Origin of the sequence: Archangium primigenium, assembly GCF_016904885.1 — a bacterium.
Classification (GTDB): Bacteria; Myxococcota; Myxococcia; order Myxococcales; family Myxococcaceae; genus Cystobacter; species Cystobacter primigenius.
In genome coordinates, this window is record NZ_JADWYI010000001.1 from 5,579,366 (window position 1) to 5,598,557 (window position 19,192).

The window sequence follows — 19,192 nt, forward strand, 5'->3', positions numbered from 1 at the left end:
TCTTGTATGTCCCGACGGGGGTGGGCATTCAATGGGCCCATGTCCAACAGTCTCGGTTTCCTGGAGGGGGGCGGTGACATGGGCGCGCTCATGCGCGCCAAGGATTGGTCCCAGACCCCCTTCGGGCCCGTGGAGACCTGGTCCGTCGCGCTGCGCTCGGCGGTTGGCATCTGCCTGGGCTCGCGCTTCCCCATCGTCCTGTACTGGGGTCCCACACGCGCCCTCATTTACAACGACGCCTGGAGCCCGGTGCCCGGACAGAAGCACCCCTGGGCGCTCGGCCGTCCGGGGACCGAGGTGTGGGCGGAGATCTGGGACATCATCGGGCCCATGTTCGACCACGTCATGGACACCGGCGAGGCGACCTGGTCGGAGGATCAACTCCTGCCCCTGCACCGCTTCGGCTACACCGAGGAGTGCTACTTCTACTACTCCTACAGCCCCGTGCGCGGCGAGGACGGCCGGGTCGAGGGCATCTTCACCGCCGTCACCGAGACCACCTACCGCGTGCTCGCCGAGCGCCGCGAGCGGCTCTTGCGCGAGGTGTCCGAGCGCACCGCCCAGGCGCGCTCGGACGAGGAGGCGTGCACCGCCGCCCTGCGCACGCTCGCGGCCCTGCCCACCGAGATGCCCTTCGGGCTCGTCTACCTCTACGACGAGGCCACGCACCAGGCGCGCCGGGTGGACCAGATCCAGCTGGAGGGGCGCGCGGCGCTGGCCCCCGAGCGGATCGACCTCGCGGCCCCTCCGGACGCGGCCTGTCCGTGGCCGCTGGCCGAGGTGCTCGCCCGGGGCGAGGCGGTGGCCGTGACGGGCCTGGCCGCGCGCCTGTCCCCCCCGCTGCCGGGAACGCCCTGGCCCGAGCCCATCGAGGAGGCGCTCGTCACCCCCATCCTGGGCGCCCGTCCGGGCGTGCCCCACGGCTTCCTGGTGACGGGCATCAGCCCGCGCCGGCGGCTGGACGCCGCCTACCGCACGCTGTTCGAGCGCGTGGCGGGCCACATCTCCACGGCCATCGGCAACGCGCGGGCCTACGAGGTGGAGCGCAAGCGGGCCGAGCAGCTCGCGGAGATCGATCGGGCCAAGACGGCCTTCTTCTCCAACGCCAGCCACGAGTTCCGCACGCCGCTCACCCTCATGCTCGGGCCGCTGGAGGACATGCTCACCACGGCGCCCCCGGGCGCGGGCGCCCACACGCTGCGGATCGAGCGCCAGGGCCTGGAGCTGGTGCACCGCAACGGCCTGCGCCTGCTCAAGCTCGTCAACGTGCTCTTGGACTTCTCCCGGCTGGAGGCGGGCCGCGTGCGCGCGGCGTTCGAGCCGGTGGACGTGTCGGCCTACACCGCCGAGCTGGCGAGCACCTTCCGCTCGGCCATGGAGCGCGCGGGCCTCGCCTTCCACGTGGAGTGCCCGCCCCTGCCCGAGCCCGTGTGGGTGGACCGGGACATGTGGGAGAAGATCGTCCTCAACCTGCTGTCCAACGCCTTCAAGTACACGCTCCAGGGCGCGGTGACGGTGCGGCTGCGGTGGGTGGACGGGCTCGCCGAGCTGAGCGTGAGCGACACCGGCGTGGGCATTCCCGAGCGGGAGCTGTCGCGGGTGTTCGAGCGCTTCCATCGCATCGAGGGCCAGCAGGGCCGCACCCACGAGGGCACGGGCATCGGCCTGGCGCTGGTGCAGGAGCTGACCCGGCTGCACCAGGGCACGGTGGGCGTGGAGAGCCCGCCGGGGCGCGGCACCACCTTCACCGTGCGCCTGCCGCCTCGCGCCAACGCGCGCGCGCCCTCGCCGCCCCTGGGGAGCGTGACCCAGGCGCACCCCTCCCCGCGCACGTCCGTCTACGTGGAGGAGGCCCTGGGGCTGCTGCCCGGCGAGCCCCCGGCGGCCCAGGAGGCGTCGCTCCGGGGGGCACCGGGTGCCCAGGCGGCGCGGGGCGGCCGGATCGTGCTGGCGGACGACAACGCGGACATGCGCGACTACGTGCGGCGCCTGCTCACGGACGCGGGCTACGCCGTGCGGGCCACCGCGGATGGCGCCGAGGCCCTGGCCGCCATCCGCGCCACCGCGCCCGAGCTGGTGCTCTCCGACGTGATGATGCCCCGGCTGGATGGCTTCGGGCTGCTCGCGGCGCTGCGCGCGGATCCGGTCACCTCCTCGCTGCCCGTCATCCTCCTGTCGGCCCGGGCCGGCGAGGAGTCGTCCGTGGAAGGCATCGAGGCGGGCGCGGATGACTACCTCGTCAAACCCTTCAGCGCCCGGGAGCTGCTCGCGCGCGTGGAGGGCGCGCTGCGCCTGGCGCGCCTGCGCCGCGAGACGACCGAGACCCTGCGCCGCGCCAACGAGGAGCTGGAGCTCCAGGTCGCCCAGCGCACGCGCGAGCTCAACCGCATCTGGCAGGTGAGCCAGGACCACCTGCTCATCGCGGACGCCCAGGGCGTCTGGCTGCGGGTGAATCCCGCGTGGACGCGCACCCTCGGGTGGCGCGAGGACGAGCTCGTCGGCCGCACGTCCGCGTGGATGGAGCACCCGGACGACCGGGACAGGACGCGCCAGGAGATCTCCCTCCTCGCCTCGGGACGGACCACCTCCCGCTTCGAGAACCGCTTTCGTGACACCCAGGGCGCCTGGCACTGGTTCTCGTGGACGGCGGTGCCGGACGAGGGCGTGCTCTACTGCGTCGTGCGCGACGTGACCGAGGACAAGGCCCGGCAGGCGGAGCTGGAGCAGGCCCAGGCGGCGCTGCGCCAGAGCCAGAAGATGGAGGCGGTGGGCAAGCTCACCGGCGGCATCGCGCACGACTTCAACAACCTGCTCACCGGCATCAGCGGCTCGCTCGAGCTGCTCAAGCTGCGCGTGTCCCGCGGCGAGTACGACAAGCTCGATCGCTACGTCTCGGCCGCCACCAGCTCGGCGCAGCGCGCCGCGTCGCTCACCCACCGGCTGCTCGCCTTCTCGCGCCGCCAGTCGCTCGACCTCAAGCCCGTGGACATGAACGCCCTGGTGGAGGGCATGGGGGAGCTGCTCGGGCGCACGCTCGGCGAGCGCATCGCCCTGAAGGTGCACCCCGGCGCGACGACGTGGCGCGTGAACACCGACGCCCACCAGTTGGAGAACGCCCTGCTCAACCTGTGCATCAACGCGCGCGACGCCATGCCCGGGGGCGGCACCCTGACGATCCGCACGGGCCAGGCCCACCTGGACGAGCGCTTCACCCGACGGCACGAGGGGCTCGCGCCCGGCGACTACGTCGTCTTGTCCGTCACCGACACCGGCACCGGCATCCCCCCCGAGCTGCGCGAGCGCATCTTCGAGCCCTTCTTCACCACCAAGCCCATCGGCCAGGGCACGGGCCTGGGCCTGTCGATGATCTACGGCTTCATCAAGCAGTCCTCGGGACACCTGGAGCTGGAGAGCGAGCCCGGCCGGGGCAGCACCTTCTCCCTCTACCTGCCGCGCCACCGGGGCGAGGCGGAGGCCGCCGCCGCCAAGGAGGCCGAGGCCGCCCGAGGCACGGGGGAGACGGTGCTCGTCGTGGAGGACGATCCCGCGGTGCGCATGCTCGTGCTCGACGTGCTCGAGGAGCTGGGCTACCGGGCGCTGGAGGCCACCGATGCCACCTCCGCCCAGACGTTCCTGCGCGCCCCCGGGTGGATCGATCTCATGGTGTCGGACATCGGGCTGCCGGGACTCAACGGACGACAGCTCGCGGACCTGGCGCGCCAGCTGCGTCCGGACCTGAAGATCCTGTTCATCACCGGCTACGCGCAGAACGCCGACGTGCGCGGCGAGTTCCTCGGGCCCCGGATGGACATGATCCTCAAGCCCTTCGCCCTGGAGGCGCTCGCCAACAAGATCCGCGAGATGATCCTGTCGCGGTGAGCCTCAGGCGCCCCGCCGGACCTCGTCCCGCGCGGGGCCCAGGGCCTGACGCAGGGCCGTCGCCACGGCGGCCAGTTCCTCCAGACGCGTGCCCAGGGCGGCATCATCGGGCAGGGTCTCGAAAATCAAATTCACCCGACCCTTCTCGATGCGCACGAACTCATGCGCGCTCACGCTCAGCGCCAGCAGCGCCCGCCGGACGTCGGGCTCGCACAGCAGTTCCTGGGCCCGGGGCTGCTCCGCGCGGTCGCACAAGAACACGAAGTGCACGTCCAGTTCCGCGCGTCCCGACTTGAAGTACCGGTGTTGCTCGGCCTGGGTCCGGGTCCAGTCCCAGATCCTCGGAATGAGCTCGAAGTGTCGGGGCAGCTCCAGGCCCAGGTCGAGGTGCAGGGTGGGCCGCAGGCACACCATCCGCCCGCGCATGGCGTTCGATCGCATGCCCAGCCACACCAGCCAGCCCTGGTGCAGGTGCACGAAGGCGTCCTCCGCCGTGTCCTCGGGTTCGGGATGCCAGTGCAGCCGCTCGGCGAGCGCCTTCAGGGCGGCCCGCTGCTTCGCCTGCCCCAGCGTCTGCAGCCAGTACAGCACACCCGCCACCGCGATGACCGCCGCGGCGACGGCCAGCGCCACGACGAATTCCTCCAGGGTCGTGGGCAGCTTCGTTTCTCGCGCCATGGGCCCGGAGCATAGCGCGACCTGTCCCCGTCAGCCGCCCGCGCGGGCGCTCTTCTCGGGAGGGGCCTCCGCCAGGGCCACGCGCAGGGCGGACGCCACGGCGCGCAGGGACTCCAGGTGCGCGTGCAGGACGTCCGAGGGCAGCACGTCCCGAGTGAAGCTCAGGCACACCTGGTTCTTCTCGACGCAGGCCATGGCCGCCCCGCCGCCCAGGCGGGACAGGGGCTCGCGGACCGCCGGATGGAGCACCAGGGCCTGGGCGCGCGGGACGTCGGCGCACTGGAAGACGAAGCGCTTGTCGAGCACCGGGTCCTCCGCGGTGAAGATGCCCTCCAGCAGGCCGGACACGAGCGCGTCGTTCCACGAGCGGGGCGCGATCACGAAGCCCCGGGGCAGCTCGGCGCCCACGTCCAGGCGCAGCGTCGGCACGGACTTCTGGTGGCGCGAGCCCTTGCGCTCGATCTTGAAGCCCACCCACAGCCACTCCCCCCGGACCTCGCCCACGAAGGCGTCGCGGGTGCCGGGCGCCGTGTGGAGGTTCAGCTCGGTGGCGAGCACTTCCAGGGCCGAGCGCCAGTCCTCCTCGCGCAGCCGCTCGCGCAGGCTGAAGGCGATGAGGGCCCCCAACATCAGGGCCATGAGCCCCACCATCGCCACGGCGAGCGGGTTGAACGGAACTCCGAGAACGGTCTCCATGCGCCCTCCTAACCGACCCGCTGCCGGGGGGGCTCGGCCACCCCGCCGGTGGCCTCCAGGGCCGCGCGCAGGGCGGACGCCACGGCGCGCATCGCCTCGAGGTGCGCGCGCAGGGAGGCCTCGTCGTGCACCGCCCGCGTGAAGCTCAGGCCCACCTGGTTCTTCTCGATGAAGGCCACGGCGTCGTCGCTCCCGAGCCGGGACAGGGCCTCCCGCACCCCCGCGTCGCGCACGAGCGCCTGGGCCGGCGTGACGAAGTCGCATTGGAAGACGAAGCGCTTGTCGAGCACCGGATCCTCCGCGGAGAAGAGCCCCGGCAGTCCCACGCGATCCAGCACCCGGGTCCAGGCGCGGGGCACGGCCACGAAGTCCCGGGGCAGCGCCACGCCCACGTCCAGGCGCAGCGTGGGCAGGGTCTGCTCGTCCTCGGAGCCCACGGGCCGCGGCTGCAACCCCATCCACAGCCGCGTGTCCCGGTACTCGCCCTCGAAGGCGTCGCGTTCGCCGGGAACGGCGTCCAGCTCCAGGCGCAAGGAGAGCAGCTCCAGGGCCGAGCGCCAGGACTGCTGATGCCGCGCCTTGAAGCGCTGCCAGGCGAAGGTCCCCACCATCAGGGCGCCGAAGAGCAGCGTCGAGAGGGCGGTGGGCAGGTCGAGCGGAAGTCCGGGGAAGGTGTCCATGCCCGGCCCATCCTAGCCGACCCACGGCGCACGCCGCTCCGGGGCGGCGTCAGGCCGTGCTCAGAGCGGGGAGATCACGAACTGGATGAGGGCGGAGTTCTCGGTGCTGCCGTCCGGGGTGGCGCAGGCCACCAGGTCGCCGGTGGCGGGGATCGTCATCACCGCCTTGTTCCCGGCGAACCGTCCCGCCGTGATCGTCCCGGCCTTGACGGCCACCACCTGCCCGGCGTTCTGGACGTAGGTCTTCACGTAGGTGAACGTGCTCGTCTCGCCCGTGCTCCAGCGGATGAGCTGGGAGCCGGGAACCGCCTCCAGCGGCGCCGTGCTCAGGCAGCTCTGCTCCGCCGTGAACGCCAGCACGGCCGTGCCAGAGAAATTGGCGGGTGCCCCCAAGCCCACGCACGGGCCCATCTGCTGCTCGATGCGCGTGGAGACCTCCTGGGGCGTGAAGGTGAGCCCGGGCGAGAACGTGGCGTGCTCGGCCCCCAGGCAGGTCAGCAGGGTCAGGCCCGCGTGCGCCGCCGGCGCGTGCAACCCCAGGCCCCCGAGGCCCAGGGCGGCGAGAACGGAGAGGGCCTTCTTCCAGCACGGCTTCGAGCGCGACGAATGCGAGCGATTCATGAGGGCTCCTGGCGTGGAGACGAACGTCGCAACCCTTTATGGCCATCCCCGGAAATGCTTCAAGTCCAGGATTCCATGAAAAGTGGTTTGCTCAACGAAAAGGCCTTGGGACTGTTGGAAGCTCCCGAGGCGCGCCTCAGAAGGAGCCGCTGAGCAGCAGCCGCCCGCCGCCCGCGCCGAGCTGGGCGGACAGCCGGGCCTGGAGGCCCACGGAGCGCGGGGGCGGCGGGGAGGGCCGCTCGTCCGACAAGCCCAGCTCCGACGCGAGAACAGAAGAGAACGCATGGGTCTGGTGTCCCTGTTTCCTGGAACAGGGCCGTGAACTCCGGACGGCGTCCGGACGCGGTGTGGTGCGCTGAAAGGGAATCCCCCCCGGCACCACCCTACTCCAGGCGCGGCGCGCCCCCCAACCCCTCCGCGCCGACGAGCTGGGCCCGGGGCGCGCGGTGGGCGGCGAGCGTGGCCAGGCTCATGAGGAGCACGGTGCCCAGCCCCATGAGCCCCACCGCGTCCCAGTGGATGACGGGCTGGCCGCGCAAGGCCTGCATCCCCAGCACCAGGGTGAGGCCCAGCCACGCCACGCCCGCGGCGCGCACGATGGCCCGGTTCGCCCACTCCGAGCGCCGCGTGCGCCCGAGCAGCGCGGAGAGCAGCGGCAGTCCCTGCAGCGCGTGGATGCCGAAGAAGTGCGCGGGCCGCATGTCCCCCACCGTGGTGCTCCACCCCACCCCCGGCAGGCCCGGGCCCCCGTCCTCGCCCCCGAAGGAGTGTCCGCCCTGCTCGCTCAACGCGCGACCGGCCGCCAGCTCCGTGCGCTGCGCGCCATGGGGCACGCTCATGAAGAAGGCCAGGCCCATGCCCACCACCGACACCATGACGCCCAGCCGCAGCGCCGAGGCCAGGACGCCATCGCGCAGCCTGGCGCGCATCAACACGCCCGCGAGCACCATCATCGTCACCCACAGCACGACGACGGTGACGCCCATGCTGGCGGACAGCAGCCTGTCCAGGGTCGTGCCGACACTGAAGTGGCTGCGCATCCCCCGCGCCGCCTGGATCGTGATGACGGCCAGCTCCTGCAGGCCACACAGGGAGAGGATGAGGCCGATGGGGCGCAGGCGCCGCTCGGGGGACTCCAGGACATGGAACAGGTAGAGCAGCGTGACGTCGTAGATGGCCAGCGACGCGTAGAACTTGGTGGGCTTGAGCCACACGGGCTCGCCGACGAGCTGGCGCGGATCCACCGCGAGGCCGATGGCGGAGGCCACGAGCCCGAGCAGCATCGCCCCCGTGCCCAGGGTGAGCGCGGGAGACAGGGACCAGGCCCGGGACACCAGGCCACGCGGGGATGACATCGTCAGGGGGGCAGGCATGGGGGGCTCCACGACTAGGGCGAGGGGGAAAGCGCGGCGGCGGCGGCCACGGGAGGCAGCGGCGCCACGGGGGGCAGGAAGCGACGGGACACCAGGCGCACCAGGGCGTAGGCGAGGTAGCCCGAGGGCCCGAGCATGAAGGTCAGCACCAGGCACGGCACGACGAGCAGGTGCGGCAGGCCCCGGCGCTGGGAATCCGCGAGGATGACCCGGCCCACCAGGAAGTCGAACGCGAGGTAGTGCATCCACCCCGCCAGCATCATGCCCGGCAGGCTCAGCGCCTCGGTGATGTGGGCCAGCGTGTCGTACTGGCCGAGCAGGCCCGGCAGGTGCGGCCCCACCTTCACCAGGTAGAGCACGCCAATCACCAGCGGCAGCACGTCGCTCTCCAGCCACCAGCGCGTCACGCGGGCCCGGGGCGCCAGCAGCAGGGCCCCCCAGCCGAACAGCACCAGGGGGTTGAGAAGTCGCAACAGGAGTTCGTCCGTCATGTAGACAGCGTAAACACGCATGTTTCTCGTGTCAACATGAATGGCGCCGCGCGGGAGGGCCCCCTACCCGCCCGAGTCGGGCCGCTCGATGAAGCGGGCCACGAGCGCGCGCGTGCGGGGCGGCGCGAGCGGGGGCTCGGGGCGGCCCTCCTGGCGGGAGAGGTGCGCCTCCAGGTAGCCCTCGATGTCGGCGGTGCCGCCGTGCAGGTGCGCGGTGAGCAAGGCGCCCAGGGCCTCGGGCGAGCCCCAGCGGAACAGGGCCCAGGCGGCCTCGTCCGCCTCCGGCCAGCGCCGCTTCTCCCAGCTGTCGTCGCGCAGGCCCCGGGTGAGGAGCTCCACGTGCCCGGGCGCGTTCCAGTGTCCGAGCCAGCGCAGGGCCTCGGCGCGCAGCCAGGGCTCGTCGGACGTGTGCGCCGTGTGCCGCAGCGCCTCCCACCCCGCCGCCTCCCCGCGCCGCGCGAGCCCCGCCGCCGCGCGCACCCGCAGCAGGGGGTGCGCCGCGTAGCCCAGGGCCTCCAGCCGCGCCGTCCAGGCCGCGCCGGGGTCTCCCTCCAGGAGCAGCAGCCCCTCGAGCGCGAAGCAGCCCGCGACCGCGTCCGGGCCCTCCAGCGCGGCGAGGAAGAGCGGCCGGTCCTCCGGCTGGGGCGAGGCCGCGGCCTCCCGGAGCACGGTGTGCACGAGCGACGCGTTGGCGGGCCACGCGAGCGCCGCCCGGGCCCAGCGCAGCGCCGTGGGCCGCTCGTGGCGCAGGAGCTGCCGCGCCAGCGCGTCGCGGATCTCCAGCGCCACGGCGAAGTCGCACAACAGGCGCAGGCGCAACGCCCGGGCCTCGGGCCACTCCCCGAGCAGCGCCAGGGCCCGCTCGTACCCCTCCGGCGGCGGGACGAGCCCATAGGGCACGTTCAGCGCCACCCCCTGGGCCCGCACCACCTGCTCCAGCCGGCGCACGAGCCCCTCCGTCCCCAACGCCAGCAGGAGCGAGGGCACGGGCAGCCGCAGCGCCTCGGCCGCCTCGCGCAGGGCCTCCGGGTCCTCCCGCAGCAGCTGGTGCAGGGCTTCTTGGGGGAGCGCGTCCGCGGGCAGCCGGCGGGCCTCGGTGGACAGGAGCGCCCAGGACTCGGGCCGCGTCCACGTGGCGGCGGCCACCTGGAGGTTGCGCTCCGGGCCGCCGGGCTCGGCCTCGAGGGCGGGCCGATCCTCACGGCACCACTGGCCGTACAACCACCCCAGCACCGCGCCCGGCAGGGGCGTGGCCTGACGGCGGGACGCGAGCACCCAGTCCGTGCGCACCCAGGCGGACACCGCGCCGAGCCAGGGCACGAGCGCGGCCACGTCCGCCTCGCTCCGCGCCAGGTGCAGGCACGGGTACGGCTCCAACACGCCCTCCTCGAGCAGCCCCCGCAGCTCGGCGCCCTCGAGCCGCAGCCCCAGGGACACCCCCACCTCCAGCGCCCAGGCCCGCACCGGCAGGGGCTCGCCGGCGTCGAGCAGCAGCCGGCGCACGAGGGGCAGCTGCTCGGCGCCCCCGAAGAGCCGCAAGAGCCGCAAGGCACGCATCCGCGTGTCGAAGGCCCCCACGGGCAAGGTGTCGAGGAAGGACAGGAGCTGCGCGCACAGGGGGGCGCGGGAAGACCAGACGAGCGTGAGCATGGGCGATGGGGGGCGCGGCCCGTATAGTAGCCGCACGCGCTCGAGCCCCTTACCCCACCGGAGACCCTCGGCCCATGTCCCTCGCGCCCTCCCTGTCCCTCGCGCCCCTCGCCTTCGTGCAGAGCATCGTCCACGCCGCCAAGCTGGGCGACTTCCCCACGGCCAGCGCGGGCATGTCCCCGAACATCATCTGGACCTCCAACTACCCCGCCCACCGGCTGCCCTTCGGGGGCGAGGTGAAGGGCCCGGACGCCGTGTGCCGGATGCTCGAGCGCATGTTCGCGTCCGCCGAGGCGCTGAGCATGGAGGTGCACAAGGTGGTGGAGCAGGAGGACACCGTCATCGTCATCGGCGTGGAGCAGCTGCGCGTGCGCACCACGGGCAAGACGTTCGCCAACCCGCTCACCTTCGTGGCCACGCTGAGCGAGGGGAAGATCGACACCATGCGCCTGTTCGGCGACTCCTACGCCGTGGTCGAGGCGCTGGGCTCCTCCTTCCCCGCCCCGTGAGCGCTCAGCGCAGGGCCGCGGCGAGGATCTCCGCCGCGCACGCCTCCACGTCGCGCTCGGCCGTGTCGACGACCAGGTCGTAGCGCGCGTCGTAGTGGATCCGCTCCTTCTGCGCGCGCGCCGAGCCCGGGGGCCGGTCCCCCCGGGCCGCCTCCCGGCGTTCGAGGACCTCGAGGCTCGCGGTCACGCCCACCCGGAGCACACGTCGGCCGGCGAAGGCGGGCGCCCATTCATCCTCCGTGTCACCGGGCCGGATCGCCACGTCGTCGACGATCAGGCCATGGCCCAGGCGCGCGAGTTCCGCCACGACCGCCACGTACGCCTCCACCATCTTCCGCCCGTAGGGGCCGATCTGGAGCTCGCGGCGGAGCACCCCACCCGCGTCCCGCTCCGCGCGAAAGCCGAAGCCCGGCATGCCGCGCCCGGTCTCCCAGTCGTTCAGGTGCGCGGGCATGAGCGCGATGAGGTGATCGATCCCGATGTGGAGGTAGGGCTCCGGCAGCCGGGCCTGGAGCACGCGGGCGATGCTGCTCTTGCCCGCGCTCGAGGGGCCATTCAGGTAGATGATCCGCGCGTGGGAAGTGCTCATGGCGCGCCCCACTCTGCCGACTCGCCGGGCGCGCCGCAAACCGCGGCTCACGCGTCGCCCAGCACCTCGCCGATGAGCCGCCGCAGCCGCTGCTCGTCGAAGGGCTTCTCCAGCCACCGGTCCGGCACCGTCTCCAGGAAGCGCCGCGCGCGGGGGGTGAACGAGCCCCCGGTGATGAAGATGAAGCGCCGGGCGAGCTCGGGCCGCGCCTGGCGCACCTGCTCGTAGACGTCCATGCCCGCGGCGTCCGGCATCATCAGGTCGCAGAAGATGACGTCGAAGGACTCGGCCGGATCCGCGAGCCGCGCCATGCCGTCGAGCCCGCCCCCCGCGAGCGCCACCTGGTGGTGCGGGCCGATGAGCCGCACGAGCGCGCGCGCCACGGCCGGCTCGTCGTCGATGACGAGCATGCGGCTGGGGCGCAGCGCGGGCAGCTGGCGCGAGGGCGGTCGGCTCACGGACGCGGGCAGGGCCGCAGGCAGCTGCACGGTGAAGGTGCTGCCCTGCCCCGGCTCGCTGCGCACGCTCAGCCCGCCGCCCAGCTCGCTCAGGATGCCCTGACAGATGGCCAGCCCCAGCCCCGTGCCCATGCCCACCGGCTTGGTGGTGAAGAAGGGATCGAAGATGCGCTCGAGCATCTCCGGGGGGATGCCCGAGCCCGTGTCGCGCACGTCGATGGCCACGCCGCCCGAGGGCCCGGGCCGCACCCACAGGGCGATCTCGTGGTGGGTGGCATCCCCCTCGGGAATGGATTGCACCGCGTTCATCAGCAGGTTGAGGAACACCTGCCCGAGCCGCGACTCGTCCGCGTGCACGAGGGGCACGGGCTCGTAGCGCCGGGTGAGCTGGGCGCGCGAGCGCAGCTCGCCCTGGGCCATCTTGAGCGAGAACTCCAGCGGCTTGAGCACGTCCACCTCGACGCGGCGCTCCTCCTCCGGCTGGCGCGAGAAGAGCTTGAGATCGCGCACGATGTCGCGCACCCGCAGGCCCCCCTCGTGCGCCTCCTGGAGCATCTCCACCGTCTCCTGGAGGTTGTCCACGCGCTCCTGCTCGCCCACGGGCTCCTGGAGCCGCCGGGTGTTCTCCAGCGCGAGGCGCAGGTTGGTGAGCACGTAGGACAGGGGGTTGTTGATCTCGTGCCCCACCCCCGCGGCGAGCGTGCCCACGAGCGCCATGCGATCCATGCGCTGCAGGTGCGTCTGCAGGCGCTTGCGCTCGGTGATGTCGCGCGCCATCACCACCACGCACGGCTGGCCGTCGAACTCCAGCCCCAGGGCGGTGCTCTCCACGTGCACGAGCGTGCCGTCGCGCCGCAGGTAGCGCAGCTCCTCGATGGGCGCGGTCGACCCGGTGTTCACCGTCACCATGCGCCGGCGCACCAGCGGATGATCGTCCGGGTGCACCATGCTCCAGACGGGCTGGCCCACCAGCTGCTCCATCCGCTCGTAGCCGAGCATGGCGCACATCGTGGGGTTGACGTAGACGAAGCGCAGCGCGTGGTGGACGAAGAGGCCGTCGGGCAGGCTCTCGATGAGCTTGTGGAAGCCGAGCGCGGCGCGCCGCAGCTCCTCCTCCACGCGGCGCGACTCGTCCTCCACGCCGGGCTCGGGGTGCGCCGTGCCGTAGACGAGCCCGTCCTCGGCGGCGACCCCGGACCACATCAGCCGCTTCCACGTCCCATCCCCGCACCGCCACCGGCTGGAGAAGCGCACGGGCGCCTCGTTCGGGCGCGCCGCGCGCAGCCAGTCCCTCACGTAGCCGAGATCCTCCGGGTGGACGAAGCGCACCGCGCCTCCGGCCAGCAAGGTCTCCGACCTCCACCCGAGCTCCCGGGTCCACGCGGCGTTCACCTGCAACAGACGGCCCTCGCGGTCCATCACGGCGAACATGTCCGTCGACAGCTCGAAGAACCGCTGCGCCCACTGCGGCTGCATTCACACTCCGAAAAGGAGGATTCGGGGACTCCAAAGGCTTGGAGAGCTTGCTGCTTATACGTGTTTTAAGACCGAATAGGTTGAAAAAATACCGGGAGGGCGGATCAGGCAACACTTCCCGTGTCCACCCGGAGACGCGTCTTCGTTGACATGCCGTGAAGATGGGCCTATCGCGGAATTCAGGCTTTCACAGACAGGAGCCTCCCCCGCCATGAAACTCCGCCCCGCGTCGTTGACCCTCGCGCTGTCCCTCTTGTCCACCCCGGTCTGGGCGCAGAACGCGCCCGCCACCTGGACGGAGCACTGGTTCGAACATAACCAGACCATGACCCGCGTCTACCAGGACGCGGACGTGGCCATCTACTTCGACGCGGCGGTGAACCGCTCCATCACCTGGCCCAACAAGTTCGTGGCGGACCTGTGGAAGTACACCCGGCGCACCTACGGGCACTTCGGCACGGACGCGCAGCTCTACGCGCTGTTCCACGCGGGCAAGTACAGCGGCGGCCACCCCTCCACCTACTTCGACACGAGCCACGACTCGCGCAACGTCATCGACATCGGCTCGAGCGACCCCAACGCGTGGACGAGCGGCGCGGGCAACGATCTGGACATCACCACCCACGAGGTGGCGCACATCGTGGAGGGCGCGAGCAAGGGCGTGCACAACTCGCCCGCGTTCGGCCTGTGGGGCGACAGCAAGTGGGCGGAGATCTTCATCTACGACGCCTACCTGGGGCTGGGCCGCACCGCGGACGCCAACCGCTGGTACAACCTGATGATCAACGGCACGGACGGCTTCCCGCGGGCCAACACCCGCTGGTTCCGCGACTGGTTCTACCCCGTCTACAAGAATTACGGCGGCGCCCAGGTGCTCAACCGCTACTTCGTGCTGCTCGCGCAGTACCTGCCCAAGAACGGCCGGGACTACGGCAAGAGCCTCAACTGGGGGGAGTTCATCCACTTCTGGAGCGGCGCGGCGGGCGTGAACCTCAAGGGCATGGCCACGACGGCGTTCGGCTGGCCCACGGAGTGGGAGACGCAGTTCGTCCAGGCCCAGAAGGCCTACCCCTTCACCTACGCCAACCCGGGGCCCGCGCCCGTCACCGTGTTCCAGGATCAGAACCACGGGGGCTACGCCGCGGCGCTGCCGGTGGGCCGCTACAACCTGGCCGCCCTGAGCGCCTGGGGCGTGCGCGACAACGACATCACCTCGGTGCGCGTGGCCAGCGGCTACAAGGTCACCTTCTACGCCGACGACAACTTCACCGGCGCGAGCGTCACCAAGACGGCGGATGACGCCTCGCTCGTGGACGACACCTTCAACGACGTCGCCACCTCGCTCGTGGTGGCCACGAACGGCTCCTCCGCGCCCGCCACCACGATCGAGGCGGAGAACTTCAGCGCCATGAACGGCGTGATGACCGAGGGCACCAGCGACTCGGGCGGCGGCCTCAACGTGGGCTCCATCGATACGGCGGACTGGCTGGCCTACAACGGCATCGCGTTCGCGAGCTCGGGCACCTACAAGATCGAGTACCGCGTGGCGAGCCTGTCCGGCGGCGGCAAGCTGTCGTTGGATCTCAACGCGGGCGCCACGGTGCTCGGCACGCTGGACGTGCCCTCCACGGGCGGCTGGCAGAACTGGACCACCGTCTCGCACACCGTCACCGTGACGGCGGGCACCTACAACCTGGGCATCTACGCCACGGCGGGAGGCTGGAACCTCAACTGGGTGCGCATCACGAAAATCTGAGGCCCCACCGCCCGTGGAAAACGGGTGACAGTCCCGGGCGGCTCATGGTGAAGACGCACACACCATGAGTCGCCGTGAATTGCCGCGCCAGGGCCTCCTCGTCGGCCTGTGGGTACTCGTCGTGACGCGGGTGCTGTCGCTGCTGCCGCCGGGGGCCTGCTGGGTGGGCTGGAACTCGGACATGGCCATCCCGGTGCTGCAGATCAACGATCCCGTCCTCGACCCGTTCCGGTTCTACTACTACGGCCAGGATCGGCTCGGCGCGTGGCCGTGGATGCTCATGCAGGCCCTGCGCCCGTTGTCCGGCGGGGGCTGGACCGTCCCCGCGCTGATCCTCTGGCAGACCCTGTGGACCTGCGCGGGCGGCTTCGCGCTCGTGCGGCTGCACCGCGGGGGCGGCCCGGTGCTCGCCGCCGCCTACGCCGCGCTGCTGATGGTGCTGCCCGGGCAGAGCGTGGAGCACCTGTTCGCGCTCGGCCATGCCTTCGGGTGGCAGACCACCGCGATGCTCGGCTCCTGGTGGGCCCTGACACGCATGCTCGAGGCCCTCGCCGGGCCCGCGCCCCTCGCCGCCGGGGCGACGCGCTGGGGCGCCGGGGCCGCCGTCCTCGCCGCCCTCGCCTGCTGGTCGTCCCCCACCTCGGGGCCGATGCTGCTCGCGTTCCTGAGCGTCTGGGGGCTGTTCGTGGCCCTGGAGGGTCCCGCCGGACGCGCCCGGTGGCGGCTGGCGTGGAGCGTGTTGCCGGTGGGCCTCGGCATCCTCACCGAGGTGCTGCTGCGCCAGCGCTACCACCGCTTCGCCAAGAAGAGCTTCGGGAGCGGCTACGGCACGAACATGACGGTGGACCTGGGCCATCTGGGCGAGAACACCCGCGCCATCCTCGAGCGGCTCCAGACGGACGCCCCGGGCCCGTGGGTGCTGGTCGGCTGGGGACTGGGGCTCGGGGCCCTGGCCTTCCTCGTCTCCCGGGCGCTCCGGCGCACCCTGGACCCCCGCTCCGACCTGGCCCGCCTGGCGGCGCTCACGCTGACGTTCACCGCCGGGTCCGTGGCCAACGCCCTGCTGACGGTGCTGGTGACGCACGTGCGGCTCAACGGCTACGAGGCCCGCTACCTCGTGCCCACCTTCGTGTTCGGTTGCCTGGCGCTGGCCGTGGGCGTGCTGTTCCTGCTCACGGGGGTGCCCGCGCTGCGCACGCGGGCCCCGGGACTCGGCGCGCTGCTCGCCTCGGGGTTGCTGCTGGGCGGCTATGTGTTCGCCCGGGAGCCCCTGCTGGACGATCCCCTGATGGCGCGGGCCCAGGGCGTCGCGACCACCCTGGCCGAGCGGGCGCCCGGCCACGTGCTGCTCGGGGGCTATTGGGACAGCTACCTCGTGGGCGCGCTGGATCCCCAGCGGCGGCTGCCCACGGTGGTGTTCGAGGGCGAGTACCTGCGCACCCCGTTCTGGAGGCGCGACCTGCGGGAGGGCGCGGGGGCCTGGGTCGTCTTCCGGTGGGAGGGCGAAGCGGCGCGCACCGCGACCGCGCCGCCGTGGCTGCTCCAGTACGGCACGGCGCTGCGGCTCGCCGAGGCGGACGCGGTGGTGGAGCCGCCCTTCCACGTGGCGCGCTACGTGAACGAGAAGCGGAACACGGTGCCCGTGCGGCTCGCGCCCGAGCGGGGCTTCCAGCCGTGCGAGGCCGGCGCCGCCGTCACCGTGCACTTCGAGCGGCCCGTCGAGCGGGGCCTGTTGCTCGTGGCCTCGCGGGCGTCGCCCGGAGGCATCGAGGTCGAGGCGCCCGGCGCGGACGAGGCCCGGCTGGAGGGGGACCTGGGCGTGTGGCGCGTGCACCTGAAGGGCGCGCGGCCGATCGAGCAGGTGACGCTGCGCGTGCGCACGCGGGTGGAATCGGAGTCCTGCGACTTCTACGGCGCGGCGCTCGTGACGGGCGCCGCGCTCGACGCCGCGCCCTACCCGCCGTAGGGCGTGGTCGTCATCGGCCGCTCGGCGGGCTTCACCGCCCAGGTGGTGTTCGGCTCGGCCTGCATCTCGAAGCGCAGCTCGCCCCCGGCGACAATCTCCTCGTGGCGGAGGAAGCCCCGCGCGAGCGGCTTGCCGTTGAGCCACACCTGGCCCACGTACGGGTGCGCGTCCGACAGCCCCCGCGTGCTCACCGTGAAGCGCTTGCCCTTGGGCAGGTTCAGCACCGCCCGCTCCACGAAGGGCCGCCCGAGCACGTACTCGTTCGAGCCCGGCGTCACCGGGTAGAAGCCCAGCGCCGTGAACACCAGCCAGGCCGACATCTGACCCAGGTCGTCGTTGCCCGACAGGCCATCGGGCGTGGGCCGGTACTGGCTGTCCACGATCTGCTTGAGCCGCGCCTGGGTGCGCCACGGCGCGCCCGCGTAGCCGTACAGGTAGGCCACGTGGTGGCTCGGCTCGTTGCCGTGGATGTACTGCCCGATGAGCCCGGCGATGTCCTCGGCGTGCGAGTAGTCCAGCTTCGAGTTGTCGTAGTCGAACATCGCGTCGAGCTTCTTCACCACCGCCGCGTCCCCCCCCATGGCCTGGATGAGCCCGCCCACGTCCTGGGGCACGAACCACGAGTACTGCCAGGCATTGCCCTCAGTGTAGTCGCTGCCGTAGTTGATGGCCGTCGCGTCGAACGGCACCCGGAAGGCCCCGTCGCTCTTGCGCGCCCGGACGAAGCCCGTCTCGGCGTCGAAGGTGTGGCGCCAGTTCCCGGCGCGCGCCTCGAACGTCTTCGCCACGTCCTGCTTGCCCAGCGCCCGCGCCATCCGCGCGATCGTCCAGTCGTCATAGGCGTACTCCACCGTCTTGGACGCCGCCTCCGGCTCCCGGTCGATCGGCACGTACCCCAGCGACTGGTAGTCCCCCAGGCCCCCATAGGGCGCGTACGTGGCGCTCTGGACCATGGCGTCCAGGGCCTCGTTGCCATCGAAGCCCCGGATGCCCTTGAGCCACGCGTCCGCGATGACGGGCACGGCGTGGTAGCCGATCATCGTCCACGTCTCCAGGCCGTGGAACTGCCACACCGGGAGCAGGCCATACGGGCTGTGCCGCCGCGAGGCGAGCAGCGAGCGCACCATGTCCGTGGTGCGCTGGGGCGGCTGCACGAGCGTGAGCAGCGGGTGCTCGGCGCGGAACGTGTCCCACAGCGAGAAGGTCGAGTGGAACGTGAAGCCCTGGGCGGTGTGCACCTGATCGTCCGGGCCCCGGTAGCGGCCATCGGCGTCCGAGAAGATGCTCGGGGCGATCAGCGCATGGTAGAGCGCGGTGTAGACGCTCGTGCGCAGGGGCGCGGGCGCGGTGAGCTCCACCGCCGACAGGGCCTTCTCCCAGTCCCGGCGGGTCCGTGAGGCCAGGGCGTCGAAGTCGAAGTCCTTCTGGTCGCTCTGGAGGTTGAGCAGCGCGTTGTCCTCGCTGACCGACGACAGGGCCACCTTGGCCACGAGCGGCCCGTCCACGGCGCCGAACTCGAAGACGGCCTCCAGCGCCCGGCCCTCCAGTTGGGCCTTGTCCGCGGGCGTGCGCCCCGGCTGGCGGAAGCCCTTGTAGGGGATGTCCTCCTCGCGGTTGTGCAGCGCGTGCGCGGTCATCTCCCGGTCGAAGCGCAGGGCGAAGAACACCTTGCGTCCGAGCGCCCACCCGCGCGTCTGACGGAAGCCCGTCACCGTGCCATCCGGCGCCACGCGGATGCGCGACCACAGCACCTTGCCCGGGTAGTCGTAGATGGAGGTGCGCAGGTCCAGGAGTACACCCGCCTTCGCGCCCCGGGCGAACGTGTAGCGGTGCAGACCGGTGCGCAAGCCCGCGGTGAGCTCGGCGCGCACCTGGCTGTCGGACAGCGTGACGGCGTAGTAGCCCGGCCGGGCGGTCTCCTCGCCGTAGCGCGAGCGGTAGCCCGAGCCCGGCGTGCCCGCGTCGCCCGCATCCAGCTTCACCTCACCGGAGAACGGCGTGAGCAGCACGTCTCCCAGGTCCGAGTGGCCCGCGCCGGAGAAATGGGTGTGCGAGAAGCCGAGGATCGTCGGATCGCCATGGCGGTAGCCGGCGGCCCAGTCATAGCTCTTGCGGAAGGGCCGGATGTCCGTGTCGGGGCTGAGCTGCACCATGCCGAAGGGCGCCACCGCGCCGGGGAAGGTGTGGCCCGCGCCGCCCGTGCCGATGAACGGATCCACCGCCTCGTAGGCCGAGGGCGCCTCCGCCGCCTGGACCGCTCTCGTCGGCAGGACGACACAAAGCACCAGGGACACTCCGATCGCCACACGCATCACTCGCTCCTCAGGGGAAAGCGGAAGGCGCCTTCTCGCGCGCATCTTCCGCTCGCCC

The 19,192-nt window shown here is 72.1% G+C and carries 14 protein-coding genes; 4 read left to right on the plus strand and 10 right to left on the minus strand.

What is annotated here, in order from left to right:
* Positions 1-39: 39 nt before the first annotated feature.
* Positions 40-3,879: an ATP-binding protein gene (locus tag I3V78_RS22840; RefSeq protein WP_204490569.1), complete on the plus strand. Its 3,840-nt coding sequence runs from the start codon at positions 40-42 to the stop codon at positions 3,877-3,879.
* A gap of 3 nt (positions 3,880-3,882) precedes the next feature.
* Here the strand turns inward: I3V78_RS22840 and I3V78_RS22845 are convergent, their stop codons facing one another.
* The 7 genes from I3V78_RS22845 to I3V78_RS22875 form a co-directional block, all read right to left on the minus strand.
* Positions 3,883-4,557, minus strand: a complete 675-nt coding sequence (locus I3V78_RS22845) for a hypothetical protein (protein WP_204490570.1) — start codon at positions 4,555-4,557, stop codon at positions 3,883-3,885.
* Between the two features lie 30 nt (positions 4,558-4,587).
* Entirely contained in the window at positions 4,588-5,253 is a 666-nt protein-coding gene (locus I3V78_RS22850; protein ID WP_204490571.1) for a hypothetical protein, read from the minus strand.
* An 8-nt stretch (positions 5,254-5,261) separates the two neighbouring features.
* Positions 5,262-5,933: a hypothetical protein gene (locus I3V78_RS22855; RefSeq protein WP_204490572.1), complete on the minus strand. Its 672-nt coding sequence runs from the start codon at positions 5,931-5,933 to the stop codon at positions 5,262-5,264.
* 60 nt (positions 5,934-5,993) lie between these two features.
* The gene (locus I3V78_RS22860; RefSeq protein WP_204490573.1) at positions 5,994-6,554 is read right to left on the minus strand and encodes a hypothetical protein; all 561 of its coding nucleotides are present in this window, start codon (positions 6,552-6,554) and stop codon (positions 5,994-5,996) included.
* Between the two features lie 383 nt (positions 6,555-6,937).
* Complete coding sequence (locus I3V78_RS22865) at positions 6,938-7,927, minus strand: hypothetical protein (RefSeq protein ID WP_204490574.1); 990 nt, start codon at positions 7,925-7,927, stop codon at positions 6,938-6,940.
* A gap of 14 nt (positions 7,928-7,941) precedes the next feature.
* Entirely contained in the window at positions 7,942-8,439 is a 498-nt protein-coding gene (locus I3V78_RS22870) for an ABA4-like family protein (protein WP_204490575.1), read from the minus strand.
* Between the two features lie 42 nt (positions 8,440-8,481).
* The gene (locus tag I3V78_RS22875) at positions 8,482-10,068 is read right to left on the minus strand and encodes a HEAT repeat domain-containing protein (protein ID WP_204490576.1); all 1,587 of its coding nucleotides are present in this window, start codon (positions 10,066-10,068) and stop codon (positions 8,482-8,484) included.
* A 74-nt stretch (positions 10,069-10,142) separates the two neighbouring features.
* On the opposite strand from I3V78_RS22875, the gene I3V78_RS22880 reads away from it, so the two are divergent.
* The gene (locus I3V78_RS22880) at positions 10,143-10,577 is read left to right on the plus strand and encodes a nuclear transport factor 2 family protein (protein ID WP_204490577.1); all 435 of its coding nucleotides are present in this window, start codon (positions 10,143-10,145) and stop codon (positions 10,575-10,577) included.
* 4 nt (positions 10,578-10,581) lie between these two features.
* Here the strand turns inward: I3V78_RS22880 and I3V78_RS22885 are convergent, their stop codons facing one another.
* Together I3V78_RS22885 and I3V78_RS22890 are read right to left on the minus strand one after the other, a co-directional pair.
* Positions 10,582-11,166, minus strand: coding sequence for a chloramphenicol phosphotransferase CPT family protein (locus I3V78_RS22885; protein ID WP_204490578.1), 585 nt, complete (start codon positions 11,164-11,166; stop codon positions 10,582-10,584).
* 47 nt (positions 11,167-11,213) lie between these two features.
* Positions 11,214-13,100, minus strand: a complete 1,887-nt coding sequence (locus tag I3V78_RS22890) for a hybrid sensor histidine kinase/response regulator (RefSeq protein WP_204490579.1) — start codon at positions 13,098-13,100, stop codon at positions 11,214-11,216.
* Positions 13,101-13,311: 211 nt separating this feature from the next.
* Here I3V78_RS22890 and I3V78_RS22895 point away from each other — a divergent pair, with 211 nt between their 5' ends.
* Positions 13,312-14,856, plus strand: coding sequence for a carbohydrate-binding protein (locus I3V78_RS22895; RefSeq protein WP_204490580.1), 1,545 nt, complete (start codon positions 13,312-13,314; stop codon positions 14,854-14,856).
* A 64-nt stretch (positions 14,857-14,920) separates the two neighbouring features.
* A complete protein-coding gene (locus tag I3V78_RS22900) occupies positions 14,921-16,822 on the plus strand; it encodes a hypothetical protein (protein ID WP_204490581.1) in 1,902 nt (633 codons plus the stop codon).
* On the opposite strand, the gene I3V78_RS22905 is transcribed toward I3V78_RS22900, so the two are convergent.
* Positions 16,810-19,134 carry a GH92 family glycosyl hydrolase gene (locus tag I3V78_RS22905; RefSeq protein WP_204490582.1) on the minus strand — a complete coding sequence of 775 codons (2,325 nt, stop codon included), beginning with the start codon at positions 19,132-19,134 and terminating at the stop codon, positions 16,810-16,812. The genes I3V78_RS22900 and I3V78_RS22905 overlap by 13 nt on opposite strands.
* Positions 19,135-19,192 lie beyond the last annotated feature (58 nt).